This is a genomic window from Ruminococcus sp. 1001136sp1 (assembly GCF_039841815.1).
Taxonomy (GTDB): Bacteria; Bacillota; Clostridia; order Lachnospirales; family Lachnospiraceae; genus Blautia_A; species Blautia_A faecis.
This window is the reverse complement of the sequence record NZ_JBDPGY010000008.1, coordinates 146,688-165,378: the sequence shown is the minus strand read 5'-3', so window position 1 is coordinate 165,378 and position 18,691 is coordinate 146,688. Positions and strand designations below refer to the sequence as shown.

Here is an 18,691-nt window from a genome sequence, read left to right as displayed (position 1 = left end):
CTATTTTCTTATAATCCCTTACGCATTTTTCTTAATAGAAGCTCTCTTACGATCACGGGAATCCAGAATCTTCTTACGGATACGAAGGCTGCTTGGAGTAACCTCCAGAAGCTCATCTGTATCGATAAACTCAATAGCCTGCTCCAAACTGAGAACTCTTGGCGGAGTCAGTTTCAGTGCCTCATCAGCAGAAGAGGAACGAGTATTGGTCAGATGCTTGGTCTTGCAGACATTCAGCTCGATATCCTCTGCCTTGCCATTCTGTCCGATAACCATACCACTGTAAACCTTTGCGCCAGGTCCGATAAATAAAGTTCCACGCTCCTGAGCTGCAAACAGACCATAAGTAACAGCCTCGCCGCCCTCGAAAGCAATCAGGGAACCCTGTTTACGATACTGGAAATCTCCCTTATATGGAGAATAGCCATCAAAAATAGTATTGATAATACCAGTTCCCTTTGTGGAAGTAAGGAAATTTCCTCGGAAACCAATCAGTCCACGGGAAGGAATGTGGAACTCAAGACGAACGGAACCGTCGCTTGCAGTGCTCATTCCCTGCAGTTCACCCTTACGCTCGCTGAGCATCTGGATAACGGTACCGGAAAATTCCTCCGGAACATCAATGTAGGCAATTTCCATTGGCTCTAATTTCTTGCCACGTTCATCAATTTTGTAAAGTACCTCTGGCTTGCTGACTGCAAATTCATATCCCTCACGTCTCATATTCTCAATAAGAACGGAAAGATGAAGCTCACCACGTCCGGAAACCTTAAAGCACTCAGTTGTCTCAGTGTCTTCTACGCGAAGGCTGACATCTGTGTTCAACTCTCTGTAAAGTCTGTCACGGAGATGACGGGAGGTGATGTATTTACCCTCCTGTCCTGCAAGCGGGCTGTCATTTACCAGGAAGTTCATGGCGATAGTCGGCTCAGAAATCTTCTGGAATGGAATTGCCTCCGGGTTATCTCCGCCGCAAAGGGTATCTCCGATATGAATTTCAGCAATACCGGAAATTGCAACAATTGATCCGATAGTTGCCTCTTTTACCTCAACTTTATTCAGACCGTCAAACTCATAAAGCTTGCTGATCTTAACCTTCTGTTTTTTGTCCGGATCGTGGTGGTTCAGAAGAGTAAGCTCCTGGTTTACGGCAATAGTGCCGCTCTCAACCTTACCAACGCCGATACGTCCAACATATTCGTTATAATCAATGGTACTGATCAGTACCTGTGTGTCTGCATCCGGGTCTCCTTCCGGAGCCGGAATGTATTTCAGAATCGCCTCAAACAGCGGCTCCATGTTCTCTGGTGTATCCTTCAGATCCAGAACAGCGTGTCCTGTTTTTGCAGATGCATAGAGGAATGGGCAGTCGAGCTGCTCATCGGAAGCACCAAGATCCATAAGAAGTTCCAGAACCTCGTCAACAACCTCGTCTGGCCTTGCTTCTGGACGGTCTATCTTATTAATGCAGACGATTACGTGCAGATCCAGCTCAAGAGCTTTTTTCAGAACGAATTTGGTCTGAGGCATAGCGCCTTCGAAAGCGTCAACCAGAAGGATAACGCCGTCTACCATTTTCAGTACACGCTCAACCTCGCCGCCGAAGTCAGCATGTCCTGGGGTATCGATAATGTTGATCTTTGTGTCTTTGTAATGAACTGCTGTGTTCTTGGAGAGAATTGTGATACCACGCTCTCTCTCAATATCGTTGGAGTCCATGACACGTTCCTGAACCTCCTGATTGGCACGGAAAACACCGCTCTGTTTCAGAAGCTGGTCTACCAGAGTGGTTTTACCATGGTCAACGTGGGCAATGATGGCTACGTTACGTACATCTTCGCGTTTCGTCTTCATAAAAATCGAAATCCTTTCTTTATCGGGCAGAGGGATTCTGCCTCTTTCTTTCCATATTAATGTAGTTTCTTCTTTATATTGTCCAAAACCTCAGTTTACCACATTTTTCGCGAATTACAAGGTGTTGAAAAAAATTTTTTGAATTTCTATGAAAAAAATATTTTAAATTTATGGTTCTAAACAGGGTGATTTTCTCATAGATATTATAGACCAACAAGTAAGACAAGTATCATATGTCTGCAGAAAAAGTGAAAATAAGGAAGGAGAACTACAACATGGCAGATAAAATTATTGAAAACAATCAGGTTTCCATCACGGGAAAAATCGTTACAGGTTTCACATTCAGCCACCAGGTTTACGGAGAAGGATTTTATACCATGGATCTTCTGGTAAAGAGGCTTAGCGATTCTGAAGACAGGATTCCGGTGATGGTATCTGAAAGGCTGGTGGACGTTACCCAGGATTACGTGGGACAGTATGTGGAAATTCACGGACAGTTCCGTTCCTATAACCGTCATGAAGAAAAACACAACCGGCTGGTGCTTTCCGCATTTGCACGGGAATTGAAATTTCTGGAAGAAGAGGATTCTCTGGCACCGGTAAACCAGATTTTCCTGGACGGATATATCTGTAAGCCGCCTGTTTACCGGAAAACACCGCTGGGAAGAGAGATTGCCGATCTGCTTCTTGCAGTGAACCGACCTTATGGAAAATCAGATTACATACCGTGTATTTGCTGGGGACGAAATGCCCGCTATGCTTCAGCCTTTGAAGTGGGCGGTCATGTACTGATCTGGGGCAGGATCCAAAGCAGGGAATACATGAAGCGAATCGGGGAAAATGAGACACAGAAGAGAATCGCTTATGAGGTATCGGTGAGCAAGCTGGAGTATGTGTAAACCAACTGCAGTGGCGGGAAATACGCCATGGTCTGCCAGTTACTTTATGGAAGGCAGCCAGCCCAATTTTTCTCCAAGTTTCTTCTGCTTGCATTTCTGCTGGTTTTGCGGTAATATAAGCATATTAAAAATGGCGCAGTTTGCGGTTTCTATTTGCAAAGCGCGATATCTGAATGAATGGTATCATTTGCGGAGACGGCATTGCGAGGAATGTTATTGATCTATGGCAGACGGTAACATTATTTTTAACAATAAGAGGAATCAGTATGGAAAAAGAAATAACAGAAGTATATTGCGGAAATGGCAGAGGTAAGACCACACTGGCAATTGGTCAGGCACTGCGGGCATCTTCTCAGGGCAAAAGTGTGATCATCATTCAGTTCCTGAAAGGAAATGAACGGCGCGAGCTGGACTTTCTGGAAGAACTGGATCAGCTGGATATCAAGATCTTCCGCTTCGAAAAGATGGAGACCTGTTACGACCAGTTGAATGAGGAAGAGCAGGTTGAAGAGGAGCGCAATATTCTCAATGGTTTAAATTTTGCCCGTAAAGTGATTGCTACACAGGAATGTGATTTCCTGGTACTGGATGAAATTCTGGGACTTCTGGATAAGCATATTGCTACTGTTGATATGGTTGTCGGGCTTTTGAAACAGAAGGACGAATCTATGCATTTGATACTTACGGGAAATCGGGTAGACCCTGGCATTTTGGATTATGTGGACAGTGTGACTACCATTACCACTCTTGGAAGAGAGCAGAACTCATGATAAAGATGAATAGGAGGAAATAATATGGCAATTTTCAAAGGTGCAGCCGTTGCAATTGTAACCCCGATGCATGAAGATGGAAAGGTAAATTATGAGAAACTGGAAGAACTTCTGGAATATCAGATTGCGAACAGCACAGATGCAATCGTTATCTGCGGCACTACAGGCGAGTCTTCTACATTGACACACGGAGAACATCTCCAGACCATCAAATTTGCAATTGACAAGGTAGCTGGAAGAGTTCCTGTTATTGCAGGTACCGGTTCTAATTGCACAGAGACTGCAGTCATGATGTCGCAGGAAGCTGCTTCTTATGGCGCTGATGCACTTCTGATCGTGACTCCATATTACAACAAGGCAAGCCAGAAGGGTCTTATCCGTCATTATACAGAGATTGCCAATTCTGTACCGGAAACTCCGATCATCATGTATAATGTGCCAAGTCGTACAGGCTGCAATATCCAGCCTGCTACAGCAGTTGCTCTTGCGAAGAATGTGAAGAACATTGTGGGAATCAAGGCTGCAAGCGGAGATCTTTCCCAGATTGCCAAGATGATGTCCATGGCTGACGGAGCTCTTGAGCTCTATTCCGGAAATGATGACCAGGTACTTCCGATCCTTTCCCTTGGCGGACTTGGAGTAATCTCTGTTTTATCCAATGTTGCTCCGAAGAATACACATGACATGGTTATGAAATTTATGGAGGGAGACCTTGCTGGTGCTGCCAGACTTCAGCTTGAGGCTGTTCCGCTTATCAATGCACTGTTCTGCGAGGTAAACCCGATTCCGGTTAAGACTGCCCTGAACCTGATGGGCTGGAAAGTGGGACCGACCCGTATGCCTCTTTGTGAGATGGAGCCGGAGAATGAGGAGAGACTGAAAAAAGCTCTTGCTGATTACGGAATTAAGCTTGCATAAATAATGTTGAAATCCCGGACAGAGCCTGTCAGCTCTGGTGTGCGGCAGCATATTGTCTGACAGCGGCTGACGGGATTTCTTTGTAATATGTAAGCAGAGAAAAACAGAGCGCGTAGATTGTTGAAATAATTTTTACAAGCTCGTTAATTTACAGTAAGAAAGGAAAAAATAAAATGGTTAAAATTATCATGCACGGATGTAACGGTCATATGGGACAGGTTATTTCCAATATTGTTGAGAAGGATGCAAATGCCCAGATCGTAGCAGGAATCGACATTGCAGACCAGGGGAAAAACAGCTATCCGGTATTTACAAACATCGACGATTGCCAGGTGGAAGCAGATGCTGTTATCGATTTTTCCTCCCCGAAGGCTTTTGATAAGCTGATGGACTACTGCGAGAAGAAAAATATGCCGGTAGTTCTTTGCACCACAGGTTTAAGTGAAGAGCAGCTTGCAAGAGTAGAAGAGAGTGCAAAAAAGATCGCCGTTCTGAAATCTGCCAACATGTCCCTTGGAATCAATACTCTTTTGAAACTGGTTCAGGATGCAGCTAAGGTTTTGGCAGCAGCTGGTTTTGACATGGAGATTGTAGAGAAGCACCATAACCTGAAAGTGGATGCACCAAGCGGAACAGCTCTTGCCCTTGCAGATAGTCTGAACGAGGCAATGGACAACCAGTATCATTACGTATATGACCGCAGCCAGAGAAGAGAGAAACGTGACGCTAAGGAGATCGGTATTTCCGCAGTTCGCGGAGGCTCTATTGTTGGCGAGCATGAAGTGATTTTTGCCGGACCGGATGAAGTGATCGAATTTAAGCACACAGCATATTCTAAGGCTGTATTTGGCAAGGGTGCTGTAGAAGCTGCGAAATATCTTGCCGGAAAACCAGCTGGAAGATATGATATGAGCAACGTGATCGAAGGTTAACAGAAATATACAAAAATTGTAAAATGCATACAAAAAAATTGTTGAATTTATGGATTTACAGATAGCAATGTGTTTGCTATAATTCCATCATAAGTTGCAACGGAGCAAACTACTTAGAGAGTTTGCTCCGTTTTTTGCGTTTATGGAATGGCAGGCCAGAGTATTCGCTGATAAAGCATTTTTGCACTTGCTTCCATAACGTACCGAAACTTCATAAGAGAGAAATGCGATATTGCATTTCTGCCATGCAGAAAGGGCTGCCACAGGGCGGTCCTTTTTGCGTTAGTAAAGCTGGAAATCGGGATAGCATAACTGCGCAGGCTGTTATTGTCCACTTTGGAAACGATAACAGAAGACTATCTGTACCGGCGAGAGTCAGAGAGGAGAAATTATTATGAGAAAAACAGCAAAAGCAATGGCACTTCTTACAGCAGCTTCTATGATTATGACAGCTTTTACTCCGGTTTACGCAGAGAGTACAGACACAGAGGACACGGCAGCAGTTGACTGGGAAAACGGTGAAAATATTAAAGCAATTAAGGAGAAAGGTGTGATCACCGTCGCAACCGGAACTTATGTACCATTTGAATACAGAGATGATGACGACAATATTGTAGGTTTTGATATTGACCTGGCGCAGTATATTGCAGACAAGCTTGGAGTTGACATGGAAGTGACAGATATGGAATTCCAGTCCATTGTTCCTTCTATCCAGAATGGGGAGTATGATTTTTCCATTGCAGCAATGTATAAGACAGACGAAAGATGCGAGGTTGTGGATATGTCCAAATCCTACTGCGACAGTGGTATGATCCTTGCCGTGAAAGAAGATTCAGAGTATGCAGATACCGTTAAGAGTCTGGCTGACTGCGATGGTCTGAAGGTTGCCGTAAAAGAGGGGGCAACTTCTTATAACGTAGCACAGAGCTTCCTGGATGAGAATCCGGATGTTTCCTATGAGATTGTTCAGTACAAGGATACAGTAGGATGCGTATCTGACCTTTTGGCAGGCCGTGTGGATGTTGTGGTAAACGATCTTCTGAACCAGAAGATTCTTTCCCAGGAATATGAAGGTGCCAAGATCGTGTGTGATCCATTTACCCATGCAGAGAATGCCATCGCCGTACAGAAGGGAAAAGACGATCTGCTTGCATTTATCAATGAATGTATTGACGAGTATTATGCAGACGGCACTTATGATACACTCTGGACAAAATGGATCGATGCTTCCGGCGAGGGAGAAGAAGCAGCTGCAGCAGAAGATGCGAAAACCGCTGAATAAAGCATAATAGTGAAAGGACTGAACAGTTACAATAAAACACAGATATGTTTCTATGCAGAAAACGCGTTACTGGTCACTCCGTGACCAGTAATACCGGAAGAGTAAGGAAGAAAGGATAAACCGGCTATAATTACTGGCCACAGGGGAAATAGTATGGTAACATTGAAATGGTCACTTGTATTTGATAAAATGACATCACTGCTCCAGGGATGCGCAGTGACGATGGAAATATCGGTTCTCACACTTATTTTTGGTACGATTCTGGGTGTTGTGCTTGCGTTGATGAGGGACAGCCACATAAAAGTGGTATCCAGACTGGCACAGATGTACATCTGGATCTGGAGAGGAACCCCGCTGATGGTGCAGGCATTTCTGATCTATTTCGGTTTGCCAAACCTGGGCATTACTTTCAGCGCTATGACAGCAGGTGTGCTTTCCATGTCTTTAAATACAGGCGCATACATTGCAGAAATTGTCCGTTCCGGTATCCATGCTATCGACCCGGGGCAGAGAGAAGCAGCCAAAGCACTTGGAATGCCCTGGCATCTGGAAATGCTTCGAATTGTGGCACCACAGGCAACCAAGATCTGCATTCTTCCTCTTGTAAACCAGTTTATTGCCACCATCAAAAATACCTCTATTTTGTCCGCCATCACTTTGACAGAGCTGACAAGAGAGGGAACCCTGATCGCTTATAATTCTTTCCATTATTTTGAGCCGTACATAGCTGTTGCGGTATTATATCTGATCCTGACAACTATATTTACCCAGATTGCAGGAGTTTTGGAAAGGAGGATGGCATAAATGGCAGAAGATGTTATTTTAAGTGTAAAAAATATCAGCAAAAGCTTTGGGGATCTTCAGGTGCTGAAGGAAATCGGTTTTGACATACATAAAGGGGAAAAGATTGCAATCCTTGGTCCCAGCGGTTCTGGTAAATCCACAATCCTCCGGTGTATCAACCAGCTGGAAACCTACGACAGCGGCGAAATCGATTATATGGGAAAACCTGTGAATTCCGGTCAGGCACTGCATGAGCTGCGGCAGCATATTGGAATGGTTTTCCAGAGATTTAACGTTTTTACCCATATGAGTGTGCTGCAGAATGTGATCGAGGCACCGGTTCATGTGAAAAAAGTCCCCAAACAGGAGGCAATTGTAAAGGCAAAAGATTTGCTGAAAATGGTTGGGCTGGAAGGCAGGGAAGAGGCAATGGCAAAGAATCTTTCCGGCGGCCAGCAGCAGAGGGTTGCGATCGCAAGAGCAATGGCTATGAATCCGGAAGTGATCCTTTTTGATGAGCCTACCAGCGCACTGGATCCGGAACTGGTTGGAGAGGTCTTAAGTGTTATCCGTAAAGTAGCAGCGGAAGGAGTATCCATGGTCATTGTCACCCATGAGATGAATTTTGCCAGAGAAGTAGCGGATCGGATTTTGTTTATGGAAGATGGCGTGATCGTGGAGGATGCGCCTCCGGAAGAGTTTTTTGAGCATCCGAAGAATGATCGTATTCGTCAGTTTATCAGGAAAGTTGAGGAAAGGTAATTCGGGATGGACTACATAATCAAAGATGGCTGGATCGTAAATGGGAAAAAGGAAAAGCCATTTCATGGAGATCTTGTAATAGAAAATGGGAAAATTGCGGAAGTGGGAACTCATGTGGAGATTCCAGCCGATTTTCCAAAAGAGCGTGTTCTGAATGCGGCCGGTGGTTATATAACCCCCGGCTTCCTTGACATTCACAGACACGGAGACTGGCAGGCCTTTGGAAACGGGGATGATGAGCTTTTGAACCGGCAGGGACTGACGACTGTGGTGAATGGAAACTGTGGGCTTTCGGTGGCTCCGGCCGGGGAGAAATTTGGGAAAGAGATTGCCGGATTTCTCAGCAGTGTGACTGGGGATTTTCGTTGGGGAAAAGATGAAAATACAGATGATACCGAAGGTGTACTTTTCTCAAAAAAGAAAGAGGAGTCTTGCGGAATTTCAGAGAAAGAAATCGGGATAGCTGCTCTTAGAATTATGTCAACCATGTCCGCCTACATGTCAGCTCTTGGAAAAGAAAAGCGCAGCGTCAACACTGGAATGCTTGCAGGAAATGGAACCATCCGCGCCAGTGTAAAAGGCTATGCTTCCGGGAAGCTTTCCAAGGAAGAATTACATCAGGTGTGGAAGGCTGTGGAGGAAGCTCTGTCAGCAGGAGCGCTTGGAATCAGCCTTGGAATTGCCTATGCCCCGGAATTTGAATATGACAGAGATGGGCTTGTGGAAGCACTGCAGCCCTTGAAGGGGACGGACATTCCCATTACCACCCATATCCGAAATGAAGGAGATGGAATCCTGCTGGCTCTGCAGGAAGTGATTTCCGTGGCGGAAGAGCTGCAGATTCCCTTGCATGTAAGCCATATGAAGTGTATCGGGCGGAAAAACTGGGGCGGGACTCCGGTGAAAATCCTGAAGCTGTTTGATCAGGCGGCAGAGCGGGGCGTGAAGGTGGATTTTGACCTGTATCCCTATCTGACTGGTTCCACCCAGCTGGTACATCTTCTTCCCCCACAGTTTCAGGAGGGCGGTACCGATGCAATCTGCGCAAGGCTGGCAGATCCGTTTTGCAGGAAGGAGATTACGAAGGTGCTGAAGCAGCCTTCCGATATTTTTGAGAACATTGTGGAGCTGGCTGGCTTTGATATGATCTATGCCAGCACTTTACATACGGAGAAATTCGGCAGCTTTGCAGGACAGTCTATTGCGAAGATCGCAGAGCAGTTTGGACAGGATCCTTATGATACCCTGTATGACATTCTCCTGGAAGAGCGCTGCCAGGTTACCATGCTGGATACCATTGCCTCAGAGGAGGACATGCTGTATTTTTTGAAAGACAGCCGGGCAAATCTGATCTCAGATGCGATCTATCCCGCAGGGGGCAAATATCATCCCAGAGTTTACGGGGCTTTTCCGAAGCTTCTTACTGCTTACGTGCGTGATAAAAAGATTTTTTCCATAGAAGATGCTGTATATAAGATGACAGCAAAACCGGCGCAGGTGCTGGGTCTCCCTCTGGGTACCCTGGAAAAAGGAATGCCCGCAGATATCAATGTATTTCATCTGGACCAGTTAAGCGTTCATGCAGATTTCCAGAATCCAAACCAGTATTGTACAGGATTTGATTATGTGCTGGTGGGCGGAGAGATTGCGGTAGCCCATGACGTGTGGAGAAATTCCAAAAGCGGCAGGATCGTGCGGAAACAACAGTGATAAGTGAAGAATGGAAATGTCCGGATTGATGGATTTTTAAAATGTAAATTTCTTCCAGAATAGTTTCTTTCTCATCTGTACATATTAGGAGCATACAGCAATGTTTACTGTTCGCAGGCTGAGTTCCGCCAGGCGGAACGGTCATTTTCGCGAAAGTGGACAGTAACGTGTTTTCAGCTGAAAATAAGAAAAGGAGACAGATGAGATGAAAAAAATGAAACGAATGCTCATAGGTACTTTGCTGGTATTTACATTATGTATGCTTACAGCCTGTGGAAATGACAATAACAATGCAGCGGATGAGGTTCAAAATAATGCAAATGAGGGCGCCATTGATAAGGATAACGTGGAGAATGGAACTGCAGAGGATGAAAACATGGTGGATGACGCGGGCGACAGCGTAAATAATGGTGCAGACGGAGCTGGAACTGCTGATACCGCAGTACCAGATGATGCAGGCACTGCCGGAGATGCAGATGTTCCCGGTGATAATGTGACAGACAATAACAATTCCGTTTCCGGTGCTCTCGGAGAAGGTGTGGAAGAATTAGGTGATGGAGTAGCTGATGGTGTCCGTGATGTTGGTGAAGGTGTGGGCAACGCTGTAGAAGATGTTGGAGATGCTGTGGATAATGCAGCGAATGGAAGATAATAAAAAAATAGAGGTAAAATGAAAAGGTGTTGAATGAAGAGAGGTGTTTCATTCAACGCCTTTTTGTGATATGATTTCAATAAATTTGTGAGCAAAATACAGGATAGCTACAACTTAATTACAAATGCAAGAAAAGGAGGATCATCATGAAATTTCGTCCATGCATAGATATACATAATGGAAAGGTAAAGCAGATCGTAGGAGGAAGTCTGAAGGATGCGGGAAACCAGGCACAGGAGAATTTTGTGTCAGAGCAGGATGCAGCTTTTTATGCTTCCTTATATAAAGAAAAAGGTCTGAAGGGAGGACATATTATCCTTCTGAACAGTGCGGATTCTGAATACTTCCAGGCTACAAAAGCCCAGGCCATGCTGGCCCTTGACGCTTATCCAGGCGGTCTTCAGATCGGAGGCGGTGTAAACCCGGACAATGCGGCAGATTATCTTGCTGCTGGAGCCAGTCATGTGATCGTCACCTCCTATGTGTTCCGTGATGGCCATATTTCCTGGAAAAATCTGGAGAAGATGGTAGATGCAGCCGGAAAAGAACACCTTGTCCTTGATCTCAGCTGTCGTAAAAAAGAGGATGCATACTATGTAGTCACAGACCGCTGGCAGAAATTTACAGAGGAGGAGGTAACTCTGGAACTGATGGAAAAGCTGGGTGCCTATTGCGATGAATTTCTCATCCATGCAGTGGATGTGGAGGGCAAGGCAAAAGGTATAGAAGTTTCCCTGGCGAAGTTGCTTGGTGAATACAATGGGCACCCAGTCACTTACGCTGGCGGCGTTGGCAGCATGGAGGATATCCAGACCCTCAAAATGGCAGCAGGCGGAAAACTGGATGTGACGGTAGGAAGTGCCCTGGATCTGTTCGGTGGCACCATACCATTTGAAAAATTGATAGGTAATTTATAAATGTGAAAAAATTCGTAATTTTTTCAGAAAATGATGTTAATTTTTAGAGTAATGTGTTATAATATACCCATCAAACAGCAAAGGGGATGGAAGCATGAAATTCATTATCAGCGGAAAGAACATCACAGTGACAGACGGGCTTCGTACAGCAGTAGAGGATAAGCTCGGTAAACTGGAAAGGTATTTCACTCCTGACACTGAAGTTGTCGTAACTCTTAGTGTAGAAAAAGAAAGACAGAAAATCGAGGTGACGATCCCGGTTAAGGGCAACATCATCCGTTCCGAGCAGGTCAGCAACGATATGTATGTATCAATCGACCTTGTAGAGGAAGTAATTGAACGTCAGCTCAGGAAATACAAGAACAAGATCGTAGATAAGCAGCAGTCAGCAGCCAACTTCCAGAAAGCATATCTGGACAAGGATTATGAAGAGGACGAAGAGGTTAAGATCATTCGTACCAAGAAATTCGATATCAAGCCTATGTATCCAGAAGATGCATGTGTCCAGATGGAACTTCTTGGACATAATTTCTTCGTATTCTGCAATGCAGAGACTGATCAGGTGAATGTAGTTTACAAGCGTAAGGGGAATACCTACGGACTGATTGAGCCGGAGGATTAATAGAGATATATCTGTTTGAAAAATAAAACAGGTGAATAGGAAGGGCGTGTGAAAAAACGAAAGTTTTTTCACATGCCCTTGTTTTTTTGCTTTGACGGAGCAGCTGGAATTGGTCTGGCACTGCTGCAGCTTCATCTGGCAGAAACGGATCAGTATCATGTGACCAGATTTCTGGATGATCCGTTCCCTGATGAAAAAATTATAAAAGTTTGAATTTTAAAGTAATTCTTCAGCAAGCTCCCTGGCGGATAGTACGCGGACAGGGAGCTTGCTTTCGTCATAAATACTGTAGGCCAGAAATCCGGTTCCATTTTCTAATGGGATGGTGTGGGTGTGCATATCCGGATGCAGAGTGAGAATCTCCCGGAAATTTCCGGTGATCCCTTCTCCGGTAAGTTTGACGGCGCTTTCCTTCATAGCCCAGATCCGGCAGAAATCCTGGGGGGACTTTAGGAAAATAAGCTCCTCCTGAGTGCAGACTCTTCGGATAAGAGATTCCCGGGGCTCGGTGAGCTTCTGGATATCCAGACCAATTTCCCTGTCATGCAAGGCACAGCCTACGAAATTTCCGCTGTGGCTGAGATTAAAAAACGGCATATTTTCCCCACGGAAAAATGGTTTCCCAGAAGAGGTTTTCTGGAAATCCGGGATTTCCCGGAAACCATATTCCTGTTTAAGTCCATAACGCAAAAGCAGCCAGGCCAGGGCAGAACGCTTCTGGTCTTCCGGCAATTTAAAATGCTGAACATATTCCCTGCGTGCAACAGGCAATGAGAAAATCATCTGGTGAAGCAATTCGTTTGAAATTAAGTCCAGTTCCTGAAAAAGATAAATCATATAAAAATTCTCCTAAAACATAAAATAATTTGAGGCTGATTTGGGGTATAAATTCATTTTACTTTAATATATCATATGGGAGACATATTTTGTTCATCAAATATTTATTGTTTTCCATGACAAAAAGTGTTAAAATAGACTGGTATGTTAAACAAAATAAATAATTTTAAATGAAATGAAATCAGTTATATTACACAATATAGCATCTAAAAAGATAGACAGGAGTATAAGAGCTAAATGAACATGTTTTCAAAAGTTTTCGGAACCCGCAGCCAGCGAGAGGTTAAGCGTATCATGCCTCTCGTTAAGAAAATCGAGGATCTGCGTCCCGAAATGCAGAAATTAACCGACGAAGAACTTCGTGGTAAGACAAGAGAGTTTAAGAAACGCCTGGAAGAGGGAGCTACCCTGGATGATCTTTTACCAGAGGCATTTGCTACCGTCCGTGAGGCTGCCAAGCGAGTACTGGGAATGGAGCATTTCGAAGTACAGCTCATCGGTGGAATCGTACTTCACCAGGGTCGTATTGCCGAGATGAAAACTGGTGAAGGTAAGACCCTTGTAGCTACATTGCCATCCTATCTGAATGCCCTGGAAGGCAAAGGTGTTCACGTTGTCACAGTCAATGATTACCTGGCGAAACGTGATGCCGACGAGATGGGACAGGTTCACAGATTCCTTGGGCTGACTGTAGGCGTAGTTCTGAACGACATGAAGCCGGAAGAACGCCGCGAGGCATATAACTGTGATATTACTTATGTTACTAATAACGAACTTGGATTTGACTATCTTCGTGATAACATGGTTATCTACAAGGAGCAGCTGGTACAGCGTGACCTTCACTACTGTATCATCGACGAGGTCGACTCCATTTTAATCGATGAGGCTCGTACTCCTCTGATCATTTCCGGTCAGAGCGGCAAGTCCACCAAGCTGTATGAGGTTTGCGATATCCTTGCACAGCAGCTGGAGCGTGGAGAAGCCAGCCATGAGATGACCAAGATGGCAGCTATCATGGGTGAGGAAGTTATCGAGACCGGTGACTTTGTTGTAAATGAGAAGGATAAGATTGTCAACCTTACCGAGCAGGGTGTGAAGAAGGTTGAGAAATTCTTCAGTATTGAGAATCTTGCAGATCCGGAGAACCTTGAGATCCAGCACAATATCATCCTTGCACTTCGTGCTCATAATCTGATGCACCGTGACCAGGATTACGTTGTAAAAGATGACGAGGTTATGATTGTTGATGAATTTACCGGACGTATCATGCCGGGCCGTCGTTATTCGGATGGTCTCCACCAGGCAATCGAGGCAAAAGAGCATGTTAAGGTAAAACGCGAGAGCAAAACCCTTGCAACCATCACCTTCCAGAACTTCTTTAACAAATACGATAAGAAAGGCGGTATGACCGGTACTGCCCTTACTGAGGAGAAAGAGTTCCGTGATATCTATGCTATGGACGTTGTTGAGATCCCGACCAATAAGCCGGTTCAGCGTAAGGATTTAGATGATGCCGTATATATGACAAAGAAAGAGAAATTCAATGCAGTTGTCCAGTCTGTAAAGGAAGCTCATGAGAAGCAGCAGCCAGTACTGGTTGGTACTATTACCATTGAGACTTCTGAGCTCATCAGCCGTATGCTGAAGAGAGAGGGAATCCCGCACAATGTATTGAATGCCAAGTTCCATGAGCTTGAGGCTGAGATCGTAGCACAGGCGGGTCAGGCCGGTGCAGTTACCATTGCAACCAATATGGCAGGTCGTGGTACGGATATTAAGCTTGACGATGTATCAAGAGCAGCTGGCGGTCTGAAGATCATCGGTACAGAGCGTCATGAGTCCAGACGTATTGATAACCAGCTGCGTGGACGTTCCGGACGTCAGGGAGATCCGGGAGAATCCCGCTTCTACATTTCCCTGGAGGATGACCTGATGCGTCTGTTCGGATCTGAGCGTCTGATGAAGGTGTTTACTTCCCTTGGCGTAGCTGAGAATGAGCAGATCGAGCACAAGATGCTTTCCAATGCAATCGAGAAGGCACAGGAGAAGATCGAGTTTAACAACTTCGGTATCCGTAAGAATCTTCTTGATTACGACCAGGTTAACAATGAGCAGCGTGAGATCATCTACAAAGAGCGTCGCCAGGTACTGGATGGTGAGAACATGCGCGATGCCATCTACAAGATGATTACAGATATTGTAGATAATGCAGTAGATATGTGTTTCTCTGAGGATGTAGATTCTGAAGAGTGGGATCTGAATGAGTTCAACAGTGTTCTCCGTCAGATCATCCCAATCGAGCCGCTTACATCTGAGAAGGTTAAGGGTAAGAAAAAGAATGAGATGAAGCATCTGATCAAGGAGGAGGCTGTGAAGCTTTACGAGGCGAAGGAGTCCGAATTCCCGGAGCCAGAGCAGCTGCGTGAGCTTGAGCGCGTTATCCTTCTGAAGAGCATTGACAGCAAGTGGATGGATCACATTGATGACATGGAGATTCTCCGCCAGGGTATCGGTCTGACTGCTTATGGACAGAGAGATCCGGTTGTTGAGTACAAGATGGCCGCATTTGATATGTTTAACAGCATGATCACTTCCATTCAGGAGGACACCGTCAGAATGCTGTATCATGTTCATGTGGAGCAGAAAATCGAACGTGAGCAGGTGGCTAAGGTTACTGGTACCAACAAGGATGATTCCAGTGTTCGTAAGCCGGTTCAGAGAAAAGAAATTAAGGTTTATCCGAATGATCCGTGTCCTTGCGGAAGCGGTAAGAAGTACAAACAGTGCTGCGGCAGAAAGACTGCTAATGTTTAAATCAGAGTGATTATAGAGAGCGAATTTCCAGAGGCGCGAGGTCTTGGAAATTCGCTCTTTTGCTATTTAATGTGTTGGTCGTTATCCCGGACGCGATTTCACAATGTATATTCACCGCCGCGCGTCCAGGCGTTCCGGCAAGCTAATGACTAACTACGACTAAGACGCTCAGGAAAGCCTTCGCGCCTAAGTCTCCGTAAGTCATGGATCTCGCCTCCACTAAAACCGCTCCTGAAATGCGCGGCTTGCGAATATACATTGCAAAATCGCTGGTTACTGGAAAGGGAAGAAAGAAACAGTAACAACAACAGCGGGGGTGGGGTGAAGTAGTTGGTATCCCGCAACTATATTGTTTTTTCTAATCTATCGTTGTCAAGAAAGTATAGGGAAACCAATCACTCCCCCTCCCCCCCTTCGTTAAAAGTTCTTACTAACCAGCCAGTACACAGCATTTGGGCAATGTGTATTACTCCAGCGAGCCATTTTAGGCGCGCTCTTAGCGTAAGCGAAATCCAGCGCTTACGAAGACTTATGCGTGAGGGCTCTCCCGAACGCATTAGTCGCAGTTAGCGATTAGTTCATCGGAGCGTTGCGCCGGCGAGTGAGTAATACACATTGCCCAAATGCGTCCGCATTGAAGACCTTTTAATCCATTAAATAGCAATTATATTGTCTGGCTCGGCGCAATACCAAATTGTTTTTTATAGGCCCGGGAGAAGGTGGTATAGTCGGAGAAGCCGCTTAACTGGGCGGCCTTCAGGATGGGGGTGCCTTCGGAAATTTTTGTGCGGGCGAGAAGAAGGCGCTTGCTAATGATGTAGTTGTGGATGGTGTAACCGGTTTCCTCCTTGAATTTCCGCATCATGTGATACTTGCTCAGGTAGTATTTCCGTGCAAGGGTCTCAATGGAAAGATCTTCAGTAAGGTTGTGGTTAATATAACGGAGAAGCTCTTCTATCTGGGAATCACTGCTGTAGGAGCGAGTGTCGTAAATGTACTGCTTTTCCAGAAAAATGCGGTTTACATAAACCATGAACTGGGTAAAAAGAGCTGAGCCAAGCAGATCGCTGCCAAATTTTTCGTCTTTTAGGGCAGCTTCCAGTTCATAGAGAAGCTGCTTTAATTTTTCCTGAGTGTCAGAGTCCAGACGGATCAGATTGTAACTCCGGTCAATCGCCTTCTGAAAACAGCGGAGCAGTTCTGTGGATTTGATGTCGTCGCGGATCCATAGTACAAAACGTTCGTATGGAACCGAAAAATCAATTTCCGGTTTGTGGATGGCGTGACGGTTCACGAGGAGAATGTCCCAGGGCTTCAGGTAGTAGGACTTTCCCTCAATGTGGTAGGCAGCCTTTCCGGAAAGAAAGATGATCACCTTGTGAAAATCATGATAATGGTAGGAAAATTCCCGCTTGGTCTGGTCCTTGATGTGAAAAAGCCGGAAATCCTGCTCCAGATAGCCGGTTTTTTCAGTTGGCTCATTGAAAGAATTCATATGTTATGGCTCCTGTTTTAACTATAGTGTGTATGGAACCGCAAACTTTGTTTGCAGCTACGTTTTCGTAGCGTCATAATTCAATTCTGCGCTTGAAATATGACTTTATTATAAATGAAATACCGCATTTTTTGCAATATATTTCGCAAGTTATTCTATGTACATGGGAAAAATAAACGCTATACTGGATATAAGATGTGATTTGAGAAAAAAGATCACGGGCGTTTCGTCAGAAAGGAATTGAAAACAATGAGAGACAGCATTATCATGACAAAATATCAGGGCTTTGGAAATGATTATCTGGTACTGGATGCGAAGAAAAACCAGCTTCAGCTGCAGGGCAAAAAAGTTGCGCTTCTTTGCCAGCGGGGATTCGGACTTGGAGCGGATGGTGTGCTTTACGGACCAGTTGACATTAATGGAAAAATGGGAATGCATATTTTTAATTCTGATGGAAGTGAAGCTGCAATCAGTGGAAACGGTGTCTGTATTTTTGCAAAATATCTTATGGATAATGAGTATGTTACAGAGAAAAAATTTGCCATTGAGACTTTATCAGGAACAATCGAAGTAGAGTGTCTGAATGCCAGAGCGACAGAGTTCCGCGTAAACATGGGCAAAGCCTCTTTTCTTTCCAGAGAGATTCCGGTAACTGGCGAGGTGCGTGAGGTGATCGATGAGCCATTTACATTTAACAAGAAAGAATACAAGGCAACTTGTCTCACAGTAGGAAATCCACACTGCATTATTTTCATGAATCAGGTATCCCCGGAAAAAGTAAGGGAGCTGGGGCCATATGTGGAAAATGCAGATGAGTTCCCGGAAAGAGTGAACCTGCAGATCTGCCGCCAGATTGACAAAGGAAATCTGGATATCGAGATCTGGGAGCGTGGCTCCGGTTACACAAAAGCTTCCGGTACAGGAAGCTGTGCAGCAGCCATTGCAGCCTACCGAAAAGGTCTGATGGAAAACAGAATCAATGTAAACCAGCCGGGTGGTATGATCCAGATCGACATTAAAGAAGACGGAACTATTTTTATGACAGGAACTGTTGGATATATTGCGGAGATGAGCGTGGCTGAGAGCTTTTTCTCATAGAAAGAAAATATGGTGCATATGGCGCATCCCAACGGCCGGGGCTGTGTAGCGGTAGCTACGGCGACTGACGTAGGAGCAGCAGATGAAAAATCAGACAAGTCAATATGGCAGTTGCTTAATTTTCAATGTAGGAGAATCCAGGTATAGAAGTAAGAAGACTTCCGTGCCTGGATTCTTTTTTGCTGCAAATGGGGGGGGGTGATGTCTGTAAGCGATATCATTATGCCTAAAGAGAGGAAAGTATTTTTTATATAAAATATGGAGACGGAATCAGCATGTTGATATACGAAACAGCCCCTCTTGTTGATAAAAAAAGTGCAATGTCTAAACTAAAAATAGATAGACA

At 44.9% G+C, this 18,691-nt stretch carries 17 protein-coding genes; 14 read left to right on the top strand and 3 right to left on the bottom strand.

Translation table 11 applies throughout. From position 1 onward, the window contains the following. Positions 1–18 precede the first annotated feature (18 nt). A complete protein-coding gene (gene typA, locus ABHC48_RS09065) occupies positions 19–1,854 on the bottom strand; it encodes a translational GTPase TypA (protein ID WP_118582152.1) in 1,836 nt (611 codons plus the stop codon). 275 nt (positions 1,855–2,129) lie between these two features. Between typA and ABHC48_RS09060 the strand changes: the two genes are divergently transcribed. The 12 genes from ABHC48_RS09060 (at position 2,130) to ABHC48_RS09005 (ending at position 12,314) form a co-directional block, all read left to right on the top strand. After that, entirely contained in the window at positions 2,130–2,753 is a 624-nt protein-coding gene (locus ABHC48_RS09060; protein ID WP_118582155.1) for a single-stranded DNA-binding protein, read from the top strand. A 266-nt stretch (positions 2,754–3,019) separates the two neighbouring features. Continuing rightward, positions 3,020–3,523 carry a cob(I)yrinic acid a,c-diamide adenosyltransferase gene (locus ABHC48_RS09055; protein WP_118582158.1) on the top strand — a complete coding sequence of 168 codons (504 nt, stop codon included), beginning with the start codon at positions 3,020–3,022 and terminating at the stop codon, positions 3,521–3,523. A 24-nt stretch (positions 3,524–3,547) separates the two neighbouring features. Next, a complete protein-coding gene (gene dapA, locus ABHC48_RS09050) occupies positions 3,548–4,441 on the top strand; it encodes a 4-hydroxy-tetrahydrodipicolinate synthase (RefSeq protein ID WP_118582161.1) in 894 nt (297 codons plus the stop codon). A 173-nt stretch (positions 4,442–4,614) separates the two neighbouring features. Then, positions 4,615–5,373: a 4-hydroxy-tetrahydrodipicolinate reductase gene (gene dapB / locus ABHC48_RS09045; protein ID WP_148461017.1), complete on the top strand. Its 759-nt coding sequence runs from the start codon at positions 4,615–4,617 to the stop codon at positions 5,371–5,373. Positions 5,374–5,767: 394 nt separating this feature from the next. Continuing rightward, entirely contained in the window at positions 5,768–6,655 is an 888-nt protein-coding gene (locus ABHC48_RS09040) for a transporter substrate-binding domain-containing protein (RefSeq protein ID WP_173735279.1), read from the top strand. 153 nt (positions 6,656–6,808) lie between these two features. Continuing rightward, complete coding sequence (locus ABHC48_RS09035) at positions 6,809–7,459, top strand: amino acid ABC transporter permease (RefSeq protein WP_173735278.1); 651 nt, start codon at positions 6,809–6,811, stop codon at positions 7,457–7,459. Beyond that, positions 7,460–8,200 carry an amino acid ABC transporter ATP-binding protein gene (locus ABHC48_RS09030; RefSeq protein ID WP_179962565.1) on the top strand — a complete coding sequence of 247 codons (741 nt, stop codon included), beginning with the start codon at positions 7,460–7,462 and terminating at the stop codon, positions 8,198–8,200. A gap of 6 nt (positions 8,201–8,206) precedes the next feature. Then, a complete protein-coding gene (locus tag ABHC48_RS09025) occupies positions 8,207–9,910 on the top strand; it encodes an amidohydrolase family protein (protein ID WP_195699583.1) in 1,704 nt (567 codons plus the stop codon). Between the two features lie 205 nt (positions 9,911–10,115). Then, positions 10,116–10,562, top strand: coding sequence for a hypothetical protein (locus tag ABHC48_RS09020; protein ID WP_195699582.1), 447 nt, complete (start codon positions 10,116–10,118; stop codon positions 10,560–10,562). 146 nt (positions 10,563–10,708) lie between these two features. After that, the gene (hisA, locus tag ABHC48_RS09015; protein ID WP_195699581.1) at positions 10,709–11,479 is read left to right on the top strand and encodes a phosphoribosylformimino-5-aminoimidazole carboxamide ribotide isomerase; all 771 of its coding nucleotides are present in this window, start codon (positions 10,709–10,711) and stop codon (positions 11,477–11,479) included. Positions 11,480–11,573: 94 nt separating this feature from the next. Continuing rightward, the gene (gene raiA, locus ABHC48_RS09010; protein WP_118582188.1) at positions 11,574–12,101 is read left to right on the top strand and encodes a ribosome-associated translation inhibitor RaiA; all 528 of its coding nucleotides are present in this window, start codon (positions 11,574–11,576) and stop codon (positions 12,099–12,101) included. Between the two features lie 48 nt (positions 12,102–12,149). After that, on the top strand, positions 12,150–12,314 hold the full coding sequence (locus ABHC48_RS09005; RefSeq protein ID WP_173770386.1) for a hypothetical protein: 165 nt from the start codon (positions 12,150–12,152) through the stop codon (positions 12,312–12,314). 3 nt (positions 12,315–12,317) lie between these two features. Here ABHC48_RS09005 and ABHC48_RS09000 read toward each other — a convergent pair whose 3' ends face one another. Beyond that, positions 12,318–12,938, bottom strand: coding sequence for a 4'-phosphopantetheinyl transferase superfamily protein (locus ABHC48_RS09000; protein WP_187565128.1), 621 nt, complete (start codon positions 12,936–12,938; stop codon positions 12,318–12,320). A 237-nt stretch (positions 12,939–13,175) separates the two neighbouring features. On the opposite strand from ABHC48_RS09000, the gene secA reads away from it, so the two are divergent. Beyond that, on the top strand, positions 13,176–15,752 hold the full coding sequence (gene secA, locus ABHC48_RS08995; RefSeq protein ID WP_195699580.1) for a preprotein translocase subunit SecA: 2,577 nt from the start codon (positions 13,176–13,178) through the stop codon (positions 15,750–15,752). 664 nt (positions 15,753–16,416) lie between these two features. Here the strand turns inward: secA and ABHC48_RS08990 are convergent. Next, positions 16,417–17,247, bottom strand: coding sequence for an AraC family transcriptional regulator (locus tag ABHC48_RS08990; RefSeq protein ID WP_195699579.1), 831 nt, complete (start codon positions 17,245–17,247; stop codon positions 16,417–16,419). Between the two features lie 249 nt (positions 17,248–17,496). Here ABHC48_RS08990 and dapF point away from each other — a divergent pair, with 249 nt between their 5' ends. After that, positions 17,497–18,345, top strand: a complete 849-nt coding sequence (gene dapF, locus ABHC48_RS08985) for a diaminopimelate epimerase (protein WP_195699578.1) — start codon at positions 17,497–17,499, stop codon at positions 18,343–18,345. Positions 18,346–18,691: the final 346 nt, after the last annotated feature.